This window comes from uncultured Acetobacterium sp. (assembly GCF_927416815.1).
In the GTDB taxonomy this organism is placed as follows: Bacteria; Bacillota; Clostridia; order Eubacteriales; family Eubacteriaceae; genus Acetobacterium.
In genome coordinates, this window is record NZ_CAKMJU010000025.1 from 1 (window position 1) to 15,721 (window position 15,721).

Below are 15,721 nucleotides of genomic sequence, written 5' to 3' on the forward strand. Positions count from 1 at the left end.
AGGCGGCGGTCATAGAAAAGAGAATAGTACCATAAAACCTGTAAAACAGCCAAAACATCCGCAAGGGTGACGGAGGCTAAAATAGAAACAGAGAGATGCACTCTTTAAAACATTAACTCGGTAGAGGATAAAGTGCACTCGGTAGAGTATAAAACACAGTTATTCATGAGACAGCATTTTAAGCCTAACGGCTTTAAATACAAACTTTTATTGAGAGTTTGATCCTGGCTCAGGACGAACGCTGGCGGTATGCTTAACACATGCAAGTCGAACGAGACAAAAGCGAAGTGCTTGCACGGAACTTTTAGAAAGTGGCGAACGGGTGAGTAACGCGTGGGTAACCTGCCCTATGGAAAGGAATAGCCTCGGGAAACTGGGAGTAATGCCTTATAATACATTGAAGTCGCATGGCTTTGATGTTAAACGCTCCGGTGCCATAGGATGGACCCGCGTCCCATTAGCTAGTTGGTGAGATAACAGCTCACCAAGGCGACGATGGGTAACCGGTCTGAGAGGGCGAACGGTCACACTGGAACTGAGACACGGTCCAGACTCCTACGGGAGGCAGCAGTGGGGAATATTGCGCAATGGGGGAAACCCTGACGCAGCAATACCGCGTGAGTGAAGAAGGTTTTCGGATCGTAAAGCTCTGTTATTGGGGAAGAAAAAAAGACGGTACCCAAGAAGAAAGTCCCGGCTAACTACGTGCCAGCAGCCGCGGTAATACGTAGGGGACAAGCGTTGTCCGGATTTACTGGGCGTAAAGGGCACGCAGGCGGTTTTTTAAGTCAGATGTGAAAGGTACCGGCTCAACCGGTGACATGCATTTGAAACTGAAAGACTTGAGTATTGGAGAGGCAAGTGGAATTCCTAGTGTAGCGGTGAAATGCGTAGATATTAGGAGGAACACCGGTGGCGAAGGCGGCTTGCTGGACAAATACTGACGCTGAGGTGCGAAAGCGTGGGGAGCAAACAGGATTAGATACCCTGGTAGTCCACGCCGTAAACGATGAGTGCTAGGTGTTGGGGAGACTCAGTGCCGCAGCTAACGCAATAAGCACTCCGCCTGGGGAGTACGACCGCAAGGTTGAAACTCAAAGGAATTGACGGGGACCCGCACAAGCAGCGGAGCATGTGTTAAGCATACCGCCAGCGTTCGTCCTGAGCCAGGATCAAACTCTCAATAAAAGTTTGTATTTAAAGCCGTTAGGCTTAAAATGCTGTCTCATTTGAATAACGTATTTTATCCTCTACCGAGTTAATGTTTTAAAGAGTGCATCTCTCTGTTTCTATTTTAGCCATCATGCACCCTTACGGATGTTTTGGCTGTTTTACAGGTTTTATGGTACTATTCTCTTTTCTATGACCGCCGCCCTGCAATCGTTTCCGACTGAAGAAGCTTTTGTATTATATCGTCGTTTCTTGTGATTGTCAAGCTGTTTTTTTTAATTATCTGCATTTTTTTTGGAGGCGCCACCCAGACTTGAACTGGGGGTGAGGGTGTTGCAGACCCGTGCCTTACCACTTGGCTATGGCGCCTAATTAAATTGGAGCGGAAGACGAGATTTGAACTCGCGACCCTCGCCTTGGCAAGGCGATGCTCTACCACTGAGCCACTTCCGCTGATGATGGTGCCCAAAGGCGGAATTGAACCACCGACACGAGGATTTTCAGTCCTCTGCTCTACCGACTGAGCTATTTGGGCATATAATAAATAGTAAACAATAGATAATACAGCAACCGTGTTAAACGTTTAAAGTCCGTTGCATGACTTTACTACGCCATGGTTAATTACCCAATATTCAGGAAATTCCTATTAACCTTGGGGTAGCAATATCTGCTATTTAATTCTACAACTTCTTATTGGATCGTATTTTAATCGAAAACTCTTCTCATCCTGATCGGATGAGTTTTCAATCAAAATGCGTAAGTCTTATCACTGTCGTTTCGCTCGCGCTCAACTTCCGACCAATTTCTGCAAGAAATTGGGATAAAACTTATGGCGACCTGGAAGAGACTCGAACTCTCGACCTCCAGCGTGACAGGCTGGCATTCTAACCAACTGAACTACCAGGCCGCTAGTATAAAAAAATGGTGGTCGCAACAGGGCTCGAACCTGTGACCCCCTGCTTGTAAGGCAGGTGCTCTCCCAGCTGAGCTATGCGACCATCAGTTGAGATACAAGTGTTATTATACGGCGGTAAAAACTAATTGTCAACTATTTTATTAAATTTTTATGGATTTTTATCTTTTTTCGGCAGTGACCTGAATACGTTCACCTTCATTGCTACCTTGCAGAAAAGTTCCGAAATCATAATACTTCATATTTTTAAAACCAATTGTGGTCAGGCATCGATGGATATCTTCTATGGTAAAGAAATATTGAACCTGAGTCTCCTCATGACGATTATAGGTGCCATTCTTGTTCTTCTCAAAAAAGGTTAAATTGAAATGCATGGCATTTTCTGCAAAATGCGGTTCATTTTCCCAAACACAAAATATCTCATCGAGATCATAGACATAAGTATTATCCATAATGGTTTTTTTATATTTAGTGACGGTGTTAACGTCAAACAACAGCAGACCTTCACTTTCCAGACATTCATAACTGCTTAGAAAAAAGCTTTGCAGCGCTTCTAGATCAGGCAGATAATTGACACTGTCACAGCAGGAAATAACGGCATCAAAGGTTTGATTGATCTGGAAATTACTCATATCACCCAAATAAAACTGAATATTTTTGAGTCCCATCCGATCTGCTTTTTCATCTGCCACGGTTAGCATCGCTTCAGATAAATCCACCGCTGTCATATTTAACCCCATTTGACCCAGCTTACAGGTAATGTTCCCGGTTCCGCAGCCAAACTCCAAAACAGTTTTGATTTCTCGCTTGCTGTTTAAAAATAGCCGCTGTATATAATCTGACCATTTTGAATAATCTATTTCTTTCATCAGTTCATCATAAACCTGTGCAAATTCTTCGTACATATTAACTCTCCTGTTTTAATAATTTTTTGAATAGTTTATCAATTTAAGCGATGCTTCCAATCCCTTTAACAAAACCGTCTCATCAAAATTGAAATCTGAAGTATGCAGGTTTTTATTATAACCTTTTTCCTCATTACCGGTTCCCAACCCGATGTACAATCCCGGAACTTCTCTCTGAAAATAGGAAAAATCCTCAGATAACATAACTTTTCGAAAAGGAACCCTGTTTTCAATCGGGATCAGTTCTTTATAAATCTCATACAATCGTTCATTGTTGACAACTGGCGGATACATTTCAATGAATTTCAATTCAATGTTACAGCCATGGGTTAGTTCAACCCCTTTTACAACTTCCTCAATCCGACGATGTAGTTTCTCGTGACTTTTATCGCTAAATGAACGGATGGTTCCCCCAAGCTTGACTTCATCGGCCACCACGTTCACGCGCGTTCCACCATTTAGCAATCCAATTGAGATAACCACACTTTCCATCGGATTGGTGTTTCGACTGACAATACTCTGGAGGCAAGTGATCAAAGAAGCACTTGCAACGATCGCGTCCATTGACCGCTGCGGTTGTGCAGCATGCCCGCTGACACCATGAACGGTTATAAAAAATTCACTGTTCTGCCCCATCATCGGCCCGGCCTTTGTTGCCAGCATACCTTCCTCGATGAAGGGAAACAGATGATAGCCAAAGATGGCTTTAACCGGATATTTTTCCAGGATTCCGGCCTCGATCATCGGTTTTGCCCCACCAGGTCCTTCTTCCCCCGGCTGAAAGATCAGTAGAACACTTCTCTTTCGTTGATCGGGAAAATCGGCCAAATATTTTGCCAGAAGCAAATTCATCGTCATATGTCCATCATGTCCACAGGCATGCATCCATCCAGGATGACGGGAAACATAGGCGTGATCGACTTCTTCCAAAATGCAAAGGGCGTCCATATCGGCCCGAAAGGCAATGGCATCATCGTCACATTGCCCTTTTATATAAAGAATCAGGCCGGTCTCGCACACTTTTTCCGGCTGATATCCCAGGTCTACCAGATAATTGATGAGGTAAGCCTGGGTTTTTGTTAAATCAAACCCCTCTTCTGGTATTTGGTGGAGTTCACGCCGCAGTCGGATCGCTTCTTCATCGTAATTTTTTACTCGCTCACTATATTGCATTTTATTCCTTCTTTTTCATTCTTTTTTTCATCCCATCCAAACTCTAATCTATCATACCTGATAAGTTAGAAACACACAATAATTAACGTATTGCCAGGGTGTAGGTATCGCCATAGTTTTCTTCATCAAATACAAACGCATCATTTAAGCCATTGGTGACAACGATCTTATTTTCATTGGTAATAAAAATAGCTTCCACATCGGGCAATGCTTCAACCTTTTTCAGACCTTCATCAAGCCCCACTAAAAACAGGATTGTCGACAAACTATCGGCATCCACTGATGCTTTCGCCACCACCGTTACCTGGATAAGCCCGGAATCGGATGGATAACCGCTAAATGGGTCTAAGATATGATGATATTTTTTTCCGGCTGCATCTACAAAATAACGTTGATAATCTCCCGAGGTCACTACCGAACCGTCTTTGAGGGATAAGACTCCCAGGTATCCATTGCCCGGATTTCGGGGATCTTCGACACCTACCCCAAAGTCACTGTTATCGGCTTTTCCACCCATCACCAAGACATTTCCGCCAAGGTTGATGAGCGCATGCTCTACCCCTTCTTGTTTTAGAACCGCCATCGCTTCATCAGCGATATAGCCCTTGGCAATGGCCCCCAAGTTTACAGCCATCCCTGCCTCGGTTAAATAAACCGATTGATCGGCCGGATTTAAAACGATTTTTCTATAATCCGTTTTTTCTTTCGCCGCATTAATCGCTTCCGAAGCTGGGGCGTTCTTTGTTTCCGGAGAGTGAATGCCCCAGAGATCGACTAATGGAGCGATGGTCACGTCGAAATATCCACCTGAATCTCGGGAGTAGGCCAGGCTCTTTGCAATGATTTTGTAGGTGTCTGCAGATACGCTAACTGGTTTAATCCCAGCATTTTCCTTAATCAGTCCCAAATCGCTTTCAGTTTCAAAGGCAGTGAGACTGCTGTTTAATTCGGCAATCCGGGCGAACGGTTTATCCAATAAACGCTCGTCAGTTTCCCCAAATAATGTTATGCTGACAAAGGTGTCCAACAAAAAATCACTGCGGGATATCGTCTTGGACTGATCACATCCCGATAAAAATATTGTCAGAAATAATACAGCAAAGCCCATGCCAGCGATTTTCCAGCCCTGATTTTTAGCATTTTTTTTATTCATGCTTTTTCGATTCATAACGTACACCAGTTCCTTTAACAAATAACACTATTATACCAAAGACCTTGAAAAAAAACATAAAAAAATGGTAAAGACTTTACCATCGGCTATTTTTCAGATAAAATAAGAGCATTCTTAAATTAATAATTAATGAGGTCTCTATGAAGAAGAACGAAATCATTATTATCCTCGTCTTACTTGCTAGCTGTTTAATTGGTATTGCCGTTTTTTATTTAGTCAGGGCTACCGATGCGCCGCTTTCAGTTCGAGTCACGCGTCAGGGCACGGTGGAAGCCATTTTTCCGCTCTCAGAAGATCACACCGAAACCTTTGTTGATGCTTTAGGTTCTAATACGCTTGAGATTTCAGACGGTACCGCAAAAATAGTCGAGGCCGATTGTCCCGATCATATTTGTGTCCGAACTTACCCGATTTCCAGCCCCGGGGAAACGATAGTCTGTCTGCCTCACAAACTAGTGGTGGAAGTTATAAGCAGTGGTGAATCGCGATGAATTCGAAAGCTTACCGACTGGTTATTTTAAGCCTTTATGTCGCCATGGCGCTAATCCTCAGCTATGTTGAAAGCTTGATCCCCTTACCGCTTCCCATTCCCGGAGCCAAGATCGGTCTACCCAATATCATCACCCTAGTTTCATTGCTGACCCTGGGTTGGCCTTTAACCCTGTTGGTGGTGATCGCCCGGATATTTTTGGCCGGCTTCCTGTTTGGCGGCGGCTTTTCGATTGTCTACAGTCTCGGCGGTGGACTGTTAAGCCTGCTGGTGATGAGCCTGTTGCTGCACTTTTTTAAAGATAAAATATCGATCATCCTAATTAGTGTTTTTGGCGCGATTACACACAATCTCGGCCAGGTCATTGTTGCTGCCATTGTTGTCCAAACCACCAGCCTGCTGCTCTATTTCCTTTTCCTGATGCTGCTGGCCATCCCCACCGGACTCTTTATCGGCATCACCGCCCGAGAACTGATGCGGCTGCTTAACAAAACCACCATCTTCTCAAAACTAAACCTACCTCAAAATAAATAGCCGGTCAAACCTGACCGGCTATTCTAATAAGCGTAACCCAGTACCGACAATTGTTTGCCTGTTGTGACCTAAGGGTCTTTGGTCGGTACGGTAGTTTGTTACCTCTGCTAATATTTGTATTTTGGCAATTGGATTTTAAACTCGGTTCCTTCGCCAACCTGACTTGACACGACTATTTTCCCAAGATTATTGTTAACAATATGTTTAACAATCGCCAGTCCCAGACCGGTGCCGCCTTTTTCCTTGGAGCGGCTCTTGTCGACCCGATAAAACCGTTCAAAAATGCGAGCGACATCCTTTTCTGGAATTCCATAGCCGTGATCTTGTACTTGGATGATGATATCTTCACCTTCTTCAGATATGGTGACTTCCACCTGTTTTCCGGATTCCGAGTATTTAATGGCATTATCAATGAGGTTGATCATCATCTGCCGAAATTCATCCGGCACAAACTCCAGTTCTATCGATTCTTTACAGCTTAATACCAGTGTTGTTTCTTTTGCTTCGGCACTCAGTTTTAGAATATCAAAAATTTGCATTACTTCGGTATCCATCAGCATCATTTCAAATTTTCGGTCAAAGCCACCTTTGTTTTCCAACTGGGACAAGACCAGGATATCACTGACTAATCGGCTGAGACGATCACTTTCTTCATAGATAATGGAATAAAAACGTTCTAGGGTTTCGGGGTCAGTGATTTGATTTACCTGGATGGTTTCAATAAAACCTTTGATGGTGGTAATCGGTGTCTTTAATTCATGTGACACATTGGCTACAAAATCCCGCCGCATTTTTTCCAAATTTTTCAATAGGGTAATATCCTCAAAAATAATAATATGACCGTTAATGCTATTATTTTCTTCAATCTGATTAATATAAACCCGTAAAACCTGATTGGAATGAATGCGAGACTCAAAACTGGTTTTTTCACAGTTGTCATTTTCAAGGTAATTCATCAATTCCAGGATAAAGGCCTCCCGATAGACTTCCAGAATATTTTTTCCGATCACGGCTTCCTTCATCGGAATACGCAAAACCTGACGAGCAGCTTCATTCAAATGGACGATATGGTTCTTTTTATCAATGGCGATGACACCATGATTCATATTGGACAAGATCGCGGTGAGTTCAGCATTCTTCTGATTCATTTCGGTAAACGAGTTATTGAGTTGCACCGACATCTGATTGAGTGATTCGACCAGCTCCCCAATCTGGTCTTCCCGAATCATGGTCAGCTGCTGTCCATATTTTCCTGAAGCGATTTCTCTGGCAAAAGCTGATGCCTCTTCGAGCGGTTTTAGCTCCCGATTGATAAAGTAATTAATCAGCAATGATGTTGCCAAAATTGTCGTTAATATCACAAAAATAATATTGTTGATCATTTCAAACATGGCATCATCCATGGCATTCACTGGCATCGAAATCCGCAGCACTGCTACAACTGATTGATCTTCACCAAAATAAGGGGTAGCCACATAGATCATTTCATCCTTGAAGGTTTTTGAATAACGCACCTCTGTCGTAACAGCGCCCTCCAAAGCACCCTTAATTTCAGGACGATTCTTATGGTTATCCAAACTTTCCAGCCCCTGCAAGGATTCGTAGGTAACCTCTCCCTGGGGATTGATGATTGTCATCCGCACATTCGTGCTTTGGGAAAAATTATCCAGGTTGTCAATTTCCCCAGTTTCAAGAAACGCTGGGAGCATAAAATCCATAATGTAGTTACTGCTTTTTTTTATGTTGTTCTCGGTATCGGCATAATAACTCTGACGATAGCTGATGGTGGTAAACAAACCACAGATTGCAATACTGACAACGATAATGATTGTCAGTGAAATGGACAATCGTTTCTTCATAGCTCTCTCCTATTTCTCAATAAAACGATACCCAACGCCGCGAACGGTTTCGATGTATTTTTTGCCATCTTCGGACTGTTCTTCTATTTTTTTTCTTAAATAGCGAATATGCACATCCACGGTTCGGGTTTCACCATAATAGTCAAATCCCCAGATTTGGTCTAACAACTGGTCGCGGGTTAATACTTGTCCGCGATGCTTAGCTAAAAAGACCAGTAATTCATACTCTTTTAAGGTAAGTGCCAGTTTTTCACCGTTTTGATAAACCTCAAAGGCCTTCGGCTCAATATGTAAATCGCCAATCAAAATAGCTTCGTCCTCTTTTGATAAAAGAATCTCAGTCCGTCTTAAAACCGCTTTTACCCGGGCACAAAGTTCTTTGACGCCAAAGGGCTTGGTGATGTAGTCATCCGCACCGATTTCAAGTCCTAAGACCTTGTCAAATTCTTCGCTTTTGGCGGTTAACATAATGATCGGAATATAAGAGATGATGCTATTGGCTCGGATCTCGCGGCAAATGCTAATCCCGTCTTTACCTGGCAGCATCAGATCTAGAATAATCAAATCCGGCAAAACACTAAGTATTTTATCTATCGCCATTGCACCGTCCTGGACTCCGTCCACCTCAAACCCATGCGTTTGAAGGTTGAATTTGATCAGCTCATATATATTTGTTTCATCTTCAACTATCAGTATTTTTTTCATCTTGACTCCTTGTATTTTTTGTTTAACGAGATTATACCATATTTTGGAATTCTCTTATGTAAATTCTTGATTAAATTGTAAACTATTACAAATTTCTGAAAACGTTATAAGAAAAATAATGATTGTATTCTGTGTTTAATCGCCCTATAATGAATTTATTACATATAATCCTTTAACTCTAAATGAATTACTCCCCTTTTTCATTTAGAAAAACGAGCTGTTTCTACTGAAGCGGTTCTTTTTTTATTTAAACCAAAAAGACTGACCCCTAGCGGTCAGTCTTTTTTTGATTTTTACATATTTAATTTACTTATTTTTCTCTAATTTTTGCCTTCCAAATTTCGTTTGGCGGTTTCCATCATCAGTTTGATGCGATTTAGCTGATTGACTTCGCTGGCTCCCGGGTCATAGTCGATCGGAGCAATGTTGGATAACGGGTATTTTTGGCGGATCGGTTTGATCATCCCTTTTCCCATAACATGGTTAGGCAGACAGGCAAAGGGCTGAACACAGACAATATTCTCCACCCCATCATCGATTAACTCCATCATTTCAGCGGTTAAGAACCAGCCTTCGCCGCCCTGATTGCCAAGTGAAATCAGCTCCTGGGCTTTTTGGGCCTTTTTCTCAATCGTCGATGGGGCATGAAAGTGGGTGCTGGCTGCCAGCGCAATTTTCATGTTTTTTCGCGAAAACTCCAAGAATTTAATCAATAGTTTAGCACGCTTCATCGATTTCCGCTTACCTGACAGTTCCTCGTATTTAAAGACCTGATTATAAGCACAATAGAGAAAGAAGTCCATCATGTCCGGCATCACCACCTCGGCTCCTTCGGCTTCTAACACTGCCTGGAGGTTGTTATTGGCGGTGGGATGGTATTTTACCAGAATTTCTCCGACGATCGCAACCTTGGGCAGTTTTTTGTCGATGCGCGGCAGGGCATCAAATTCATTAACAATCGCCCAGACATTTTCTTTGAAATGCCGAAGATTGCCATTTTTCATATTTGCTTTGATCTTTGTCCGCCAGTGTTGGTATAACGCCTCAGTCGATCCGGGATGTCGTTCATAGGGTCTTGTACCGCTGACCACCCGTTGCAGTAGATCACCATAGACAATCCCCACTAACAGCCGGGACAGCAGCGGCAGGGTGAGCTTAAATCCGGGATTCTTTTCCAGACCAATGGCACTAAGGGAAATAACTGGTATTTGGGACATCCCGGCTGATTCCAGGGCTTTTCTGATAAAGGCCACATAGTTGGAGGCACGACAGGGTCCGCCGGTCTGAGTCATTAAAACGGACACATTATCAAGATCGTATTTTCCTGATTTCAGGGCAGCCATAATCTGACCGGTGGTGATAATGGTGGGATAACAGGCATCGTTATTAACGTAGGTCAAACCTTCATCAATGGCGGCATTATCGACACTGGGCATGACCACGACGTGATATCCCTGGCTCGACATCGCCTCCTCAATAAAATCAAAGTGGATTGGTGACATCTGTGGAGCCAGCAGGGTGTGGTTCTTTTTCATCGCCTTGGTAAAGACCACCCGCTGTTTCATCGGGGTTGGTGTTACCACAATATTGTTTTTCTCGCGTTCGATCATTGCCGCCTTAAGCGATCGCATCCGGATTCGGATGGCGCCGAGATTATTGACCTCGTCAATTTTAATCAGGGTATAAATATTGCCATGGCTTTCGAGGATTTCCTGGGTTTGCTCCGAGGTCACCGCATCCAGTCCGCAGCCAAACGAAGTCAGCTGTACCAGCTCCAGAAAATCATGCTGGTTGACAACCTCGGCTGCCTTATATAAGCGACTGTGATATTTCCACTGATCAAGAACCCGGAAACGCTGGTCATCTTCTTTCGGGTGATAAAGATGGGCCACGGCGTCTTCAGTGAGCACCGCCATGTCCAGACCGGTAATAATATGATCTAAGCCATGATTGACCTCAGGGTCAATGTGGTAGGGACGGCCGGCCAAAACGATGCCTTTTTGTCCGGTCTCTTTTAAATAAGCGATCGTTTCTTCACCTTTTTTCTCAATCGCCCGGCGAAAGGCTTCTTTTTCAGCAATGGCGGCATCCATCGCTTGGTTTATTTCTAGCCGATTGACGCCATAGATGCCAAAAATTTCGGCTAACCGTTCTTCTAGGCGCTGATCGTTGTCAAAGGGCAAAAACGGATTTAAGAAGCTAATGCCTTCTTTTTTTACATCATCCTGATTGTGTTTAATGGTTTCTGGATAAGACATCACAATCGGACAATTGTACCAGTTATCAACGTCATCAAATTCTTGTTCCTCATAGGGAATACAAGGATAAAAAATCAAATTGACTCCCTCTTCCAAGAGCGCCTGAATATGGCCATGAGCCAGTTTAGCCGGATAGCAGACTGACTCAGAGGGAATGCTCTCCATCCCCTTTTCATAAATCTTACGGTTAGATTCTGGCGACAGTACCACCCGATAGCCCAAGTGACTAAAAAAGGTATGCCAGAAGGGATAATTTTCATAGAGATTTAAAACCCGGGGAATCCCGATACTGCCGCGCGGCGCTTCTGCTTCAGCTAGTGAAGTGTAATTAAAAATCTGCTGGTACTTGTATTGATAGAGGTTGGGCAGATCGGCATTTTTTTTGACATTCCCTTCGCCAATCTCACAGCGGTTTCCGGTGATGTGGCGGCTACCGTCGTTAAAGCGATTAATCGTCAGCAGACAATTGTTACTGCAGCCGCCGCAGCGTTTATGACCGACTTCGACCTGAAAATCATCCAGTGCCGCTAAATCCAGGAGCTCACTGCGTTCCCCGCTGAGATAGTGCTCGCGGGCAATCAGGGCGGCCCCAAAGGCTCCCATCAGGCCGGCGATGTCGGGGCGGATGACATCTTTTTCGGTGATTTTTTCAAAGGTTCGCAGCACCGCCTGATTGTTAAAGGTCCCCCCCTGAACGATGATATGTTGACCCAGTTCTTTGGGATTATGGATCTTAATGACCTTCTGCAGGGCGTTCTTAATAACCGAATAGGACAGTCCGGCCGAAATATCGCCGACTTCGGCCCCTTCTTTTTGGGATTGCTTGACCTTGGAATTCATAAAAACGGTGCAGCGAGTCCCCAAATCGACCGGGTTTTCGGCCATCAAAGCTGCTTCCACAAAGGCATGCATATCAAGATCTAGTGATTTGGCGAAGGTCTCAAGAAAGGAACCGCAACCCGAGGAGCAGGCTTCATTAAGAATAATGCTGTCGATGGTACCGTTTTTAATCTTCATGCACTTCATATCCTGGCCGCCGATATCAAGGATAAAATCGACCTCGGGGCAGAAATATTTTGCGCCCTTATAGTGGGCAATCGTTTCAATTTCGCCGATGTCAATTTTTAGCGCTTTTTTGATCAAACTTTCGCCATAACCAGTCACTGTCGACTTACCGATGGTGACATCCGTCGGCAATAATCCGTAGATTTCTTTGATAATTTTGATCGACTGCGCCAGCGGACTGCCCTCGTTACCGCCATAATAACTGTACAGTAAAGCGCCGTCACTATCAATAACCACTGCTTTAGTGGTCGTGGAACCGACATCAATCCCTAAAAAGCAGCACCCGCGGTGGTCTGCCAAGGCTTTTTTGACAACCTGATTTTTGTCATGACGTTCCCGAAATTTGATAAGCTCTTGCTGGTTTTTAAACAGCGGCGCGAGCCGACCGACTTCATTTTCTGAGACCGAATCGAGATTTTCGACCGCCGTAACCAAATCTTTTAAGTGCATTTTGGCTTCTTTTTCAGCCGAATAAGCCGCCCCGATGGCGACAAAGAGATTGGACTTATCGGGAAAAATAATTTGCTGATCAGTCAGTTTCAGGGTTTCGATAAACCGCTGTCGCAATTCTGACATGAAATATAACGGCCCTCCTAAAAAAGCCACATTTCCGCGGATCGGGTGGCCGCAGGCCAATCCACTGATGGTCTGGTTAACCACCGCCTGGAAAATCGAGGCGGCGATATCGGCTTTTTCAGCTCCTTCATTAATCAGCGGCTGAATATCCGTTTTTGAAAAAACCCCGCAGCGTGATGCGATCGGATAGATCATCGTGTGGGTTTTGGACAATGCGTTGAGTCCCTCAGCATCGGTTTTTAACAGGGTCGCCATCTGATCGACAAAGGCGCCAGTTCCGCCAGCACAGGTACCGTTCATCCGCTGTTCGATGGTGCCGGCAAAAAAGGTGATCTTGGCATCTTCGCCGCCTAATTCAATAGCGACCTCCGTTTTGGGAATAACCCGATCGACCGCCAGGGTGCTGGCGACAACTTCCTGGACAAAGGGAATCCCCAGCCACTGAGAAATCATCAGCCCACCAGATCCGGTAACACAGACCCGAGCCTCTAAATCGCCCAATTTTTGATAGGTTTCTTTTAAAAGCGTGACGATGGTAACCTTGATGTTTGACAAGTGACGCCGGTATTCTTCATAGATGATTTCGTTTTTGTCGTCAATAACCACTACTTTAATAGTCGTGGAGCCGATGTCGATGCCCATTTTATAATTGCTTTTCATTTTTTTTTATGCCCTCTTCTTCTAACAAGTCGGTTCTGATCTTATCTGATCTGATTTTATTCATACGATTGATATAGGGGTTTGACCCGACGATATAATTGCTTGTATAGTTTATGATAGATTCCTGAATATTTCATTACATTTTCCGGATTGGGATCAAAAATCTGCGATTTTCGGATCATCGCCGTTGCTGCTGTTTGAATATCGGGATAATGGTTTAAACCCACAAAGGTCGCGATGGCGGCGCCTAAACCCGTGGTTTCATAGGTTTGCACCCGGTAAACCGGCCGGTTTAGGATATCTGCCATAATTTGAGCGACCCCATCACTGCGCGAACCACCGCCGGACAGCCCTACCGCCTGGATTGGAACCTTTGTTTTTCTTTCAATCAGTTCTAGCCCTTCCAACAAAGCATATCCCAGACCTTCAATGATGGCGCGGTAAATATGACGTTTATCATGTCCCTCGCTAAATCCCATAAAGGTACCTCGGGCTTCTGGTCGAAAGGCTTCCCGCCCCCAATAAGGCTGATGAATCAGACCATCAGCCCCCGCCACGGTGGTTTCCAGAAAGCCCTCGAGGATCTTATGGATATCTTCAGGCTCTGAATGATCAAGAAATTCTCGACTATACCAATCCACCATCCAAAAGCCATGATAAATGGTGACCTCAGGATTATAGGCATCATTCTCAACCGCCGCAAAGGAAGGATAGAAGGGATACAGCTCAACGTATTTTTTAGTAGTCACCTCCACCGTGGCTTGGGTTCCTAGTGAAATGCTAGCAATATCCGGGGTTAATCCCCCGACGCCAAGCGTCTCACAGCCTTTATCGGTACCGGATGCGACAATCGGCAAACCCACCGGCAAGCCGGTGATTTCGGCGGCTGCGATCGTTAGTTGACCAATAATTTCGCAGGAGTCGGTCAGCTGATAGCATTTTTCCGGTTCAACCTGAAGAATCTGAGTTTTTACATTATATTTGCCACACCACTGCTTCTTTTTGGTATCAAAGGGCAGATGACCGGCAGTATTGGAACGGCTATCCGCGATTTTTCCAGTTAAGCGACTCAAAAAATAGGTCGAAAGAAAAACGACCTTGTCGGTTTTAGCCCAAATTTCTGGCTCCTCAACCTTGATCCAATTGACATGAGCGGTTTTACTGAATGACTTTGCATAGGCGCTAAAGCCGATGCATTTAAAAAGCAGGGCATAGGGCCAGGGATAGGGCAGCGGTTCTGCCAATTCCCGACGATCCAGCCAACTGATAAAATTGCGCAGTGGTTGGCCTTTTTCATCGACCACCGTGATGACATCGCGCTGACAAGATACCGTCATTCCCTTAATTGTCTGAAACAAAGCCGGCACATTGCTTTTAAGCTCACAAACCACTTTTACCAAAGCCTGCCAGAACATTTCCGACGAAGCTTCCTTCCACTGGAAATGCTGAGAATAATATCCTTTGAATAATTCTTCGCTTTTGGCCAACTCGTTGCCCTGCTCGTCAAAAAGAATCCCCCGCAGTCCTCTGGTGCCACAATCGATGGTCAAAACGGTGTTCTTTTCTGGGCTGCTTATTTTTTTGTTGTTCAAAATTCATTCTCCCGATATCAACTGATTTGGTATCATTATACCAAATACTTGTTAAGTGTAAAACAAAAAGCGTTGAATAAAAAGAATTATCTTTTTATTCAACGCACGATACGAAATCTAAAGCACTTATGCTTTTTTAATTCTTGGTTTTAAAATTCGGCAAAGGCTTTTCCAAACTCTGTACACCAATATTTACCTGTATTATCCGGTTTTCCCATAATAAACATGCCTTTGTCAAATAATATGGCGTCCAAATTCTTTATCCGATCCTCCCAGGCAAACATCCATTCCCTTCCACCCCATCCGCTAGAGCCAAAAAGTGCCACTTTTTTTCCTTTAAGGTGTTTGGAAAATTCCCGAAAAAAGGATTCGAATTCTCTTTCTTCAAGAGTTTCCTTTTTCAGAATTGGACATCCAAAGACAATTTTATTGTAATGTTTAATCTCTTCCATATCTAAGTTTACCAGATTTGTCAAAATAGCCCGATTTCCTGTTTTATTAATACCTGCTAATATTTTTTTCGCCATAATTTCAACATTTTCTTCATGACCACAATAGATTATGCCAATTTCATCCGCTAATTTCATAACTGTCTCCCCTGTTTATGACTTTCTGATGAAATAACTCTTTTTTATTTGATTTTATGTTCG

The 15,721-nt window shown here is 43.9% G+C and carries 10 protein-coding genes, 5 tRNA genes and 1 rRNA gene; 3 read left to right on the forward strand and 13 right to left on the reverse strand.

Going from position 1 to position 15,721, the window contains the following annotated elements:
* Nucleotides 1-206 precede the first annotated feature (206 nt).
* Nucleotides 207-1,231, forward strand: a 16S ribosomal RNA gene (locus QZ998_RS16875).
* 234 nt (nt 1,232-1,465) lie between these two features.
* Here the strand turns inward: QZ998_RS16875 and QZ998_RS03990 are convergent.
* The 8 genes from QZ998_RS03990 to QZ998_RS04025 all read right to left on the reverse strand — a co-directional run bounded on the left by QZ998_RS03990 (nt 1,466) and on the right by QZ998_RS04025 (nt 5,329).
* Nucleotides 1,466-1,539: transfer RNA gene (locus QZ998_RS03990), tRNA-Cys, on the reverse strand.
* Between the two features lie 9 nt (nt 1,540-1,548).
* Nucleotides 1,549-1,623, reverse strand: a tRNA-Gly gene (locus tag QZ998_RS03995).
* Nucleotides 1,624-1,629: 6 nt separating this feature from the next.
* Nucleotides 1,630-1,705: transfer RNA gene (locus QZ998_RS04000), tRNA-Phe, on the reverse strand.
* Between the two features lie 295 nt (nt 1,706-2,000).
* Nucleotides 2,001-2,077, reverse strand: a tRNA-Asp gene (locus QZ998_RS04005).
* A 15-nt stretch (nt 2,078-2,092) separates the two neighbouring features.
* Nucleotides 2,093-2,168: transfer RNA gene (locus QZ998_RS04010), tRNA-Val, on the reverse strand.
* Nucleotides 2,169-2,244: 76 nt separating this feature from the next.
* Entirely contained in the window at nt 2,245-2,988 is a 744-nt protein-coding gene (locus QZ998_RS04015; RefSeq protein ID WP_296558212.1) for a class I SAM-dependent methyltransferase, read from the reverse strand.
* A gap of 15 nt (nt 2,989-3,003) precedes the next feature.
* Nucleotides 3,004-4,161, reverse strand: coding sequence for a M20 family metallopeptidase (locus QZ998_RS04020; protein ID WP_296558214.1), 1,158 nt, complete (start codon nt 4,159-4,161; stop codon nt 3,004-3,006).
* Between the two features lie 82 nt (nt 4,162-4,243).
* Nucleotides 4,244-5,329 carry an FAD:protein FMN transferase gene (locus QZ998_RS04025; protein WP_296558215.1) on the reverse strand — a complete coding sequence of 362 codons (1,086 nt, stop codon included), beginning with the start codon at nt 5,327-5,329 and terminating at the stop codon, nt 4,244-4,246.
* Between the two features lie 143 nt (nt 5,330-5,472).
* On the opposite strand from QZ998_RS04025, the gene QZ998_RS04030 reads away from it, so the two are divergent.
* Both QZ998_RS04030 and QZ998_RS04035 read left to right on the forward strand, forming a co-directional pair.
* The gene (locus QZ998_RS04030; RefSeq protein WP_296558216.1) at nt 5,473-5,823 is read left to right on the forward strand and encodes a NusG domain II-containing protein; all 351 of its coding nucleotides are present in this window, start codon (nt 5,473-5,475) and stop codon (nt 5,821-5,823) included.
* Entirely contained in the window at nt 5,820-6,356 is a 537-nt protein-coding gene (locus QZ998_RS04035; protein WP_296558218.1) for a Gx transporter family protein, read from the forward strand. Before QZ998_RS04030 ends, QZ998_RS04035 begins: the two co-directional genes overlap by 4 nt.
* A gap of 107 nt (nt 6,357-6,463) precedes the next feature.
* On the opposite strand, the gene QZ998_RS04040 is transcribed toward QZ998_RS04035, so the two are convergent.
* From QZ998_RS04040 to QZ998_RS04060, 5 genes are all read right to left on the reverse strand, one after another.
* Nucleotides 6,464-8,215 (reverse strand): ATP-binding protein, encoded by a 1,752-nt coding sequence (locus QZ998_RS04040; protein WP_296558220.1) that lies wholly within the window; start codon nt 8,213-8,215, stop codon nt 6,464-6,466.
* 9 nt (nt 8,216-8,224) lie between these two features.
* The gene (locus tag QZ998_RS04045; protein WP_296558222.1) at nt 8,225-8,920 is read right to left on the reverse strand and encodes a response regulator transcription factor; all 696 of its coding nucleotides are present in this window, start codon (nt 8,918-8,920) and stop codon (nt 8,225-8,227) included.
* A gap of 320 nt (nt 8,921-9,240) precedes the next feature.
* Nucleotides 9,241-13,479, reverse strand: a complete 4,239-nt coding sequence (locus tag QZ998_RS04050) for a 2-hydroxyacyl-CoA dehydratase (protein WP_296558224.1) — start codon at nt 13,477-13,479, stop codon at nt 9,241-9,243.
* A 56-nt stretch (nt 13,480-13,535) separates the two neighbouring features.
* Nucleotides 13,536-15,071 carry an FGGY-family carbohydrate kinase gene (locus QZ998_RS04055; RefSeq protein ID WP_296558226.1) on the reverse strand — a complete coding sequence of 512 codons (1,536 nt, stop codon included), beginning with the start codon at nt 15,069-15,071 and terminating at the stop codon, nt 13,536-13,538.
* A gap of 149 nt (nt 15,072-15,220) precedes the next feature.
* Nucleotides 15,221-15,658, reverse strand: coding sequence for a flavodoxin domain-containing protein (locus QZ998_RS04060; protein WP_296558228.1), 438 nt, complete (start codon nt 15,656-15,658; stop codon nt 15,221-15,223).
* Nucleotides 15,659-15,721: the final 63 nt, after the last annotated feature.

Excerpts from the sequence above, each read along its gene's own strand:
- QZ998_RS04015 (WP_296558212.1), bottom strand. The coding sequence starts at position 2,988 with ATGTACGAAGAATTTGCACAGGTTTATGATGAACTGATGAAAGAAATA.
- QZ998_RS04020 (WP_296558214.1), bottom strand. The coding sequence starts at position 4,161 with ATGCAATATAGTGAGCGAGTAAAAAATTACGATGAAGAAGCGATCCGA.
- QZ998_RS04025 (WP_296558215.1), bottom strand. The coding sequence starts at position 5,329 with ATGAATCGAAAAAGCATGAATAAAAAAAATGCTAAAAATCAGGGCTGG.
- QZ998_RS04030 (WP_296558216.1), top strand. The coding sequence starts at position 5,473 with ATGAAGAAGAACGAAATCATTATTATCCTCGTCTTACTTGCTAGCTGT.
- QZ998_RS04035 (WP_296558218.1), top strand. The coding sequence starts at position 5,820 with ATGAATTCGAAAGCTTACCGACTGGTTATTTTAAGCCTTTATGTCGCC.
- QZ998_RS04040 (WP_296558220.1), bottom strand. The coding sequence starts at position 8,215 with ATGAAGAAACGATTGTCCATTTCACTGACAATCATTATCGTTGTCAGT.
- QZ998_RS04045 (WP_296558222.1), bottom strand. The coding sequence starts at position 8,920 with ATGAAAAAAATACTGATAGTTGAAGATGAAACAAATATATATGAGCTG.
- QZ998_RS04050 (WP_296558224.1), bottom strand. The coding sequence starts at position 13,479 with ATGAAAAGCAATTATAAAATGGGCATCGACATCGGCTCCACGACTATT.
- QZ998_RS04060 (WP_296558228.1), bottom strand. The coding sequence starts at position 15,658 with ATGAAATTAGCGGATGAAATTGGCATAATCTATTGTGGTCATGAAGAA.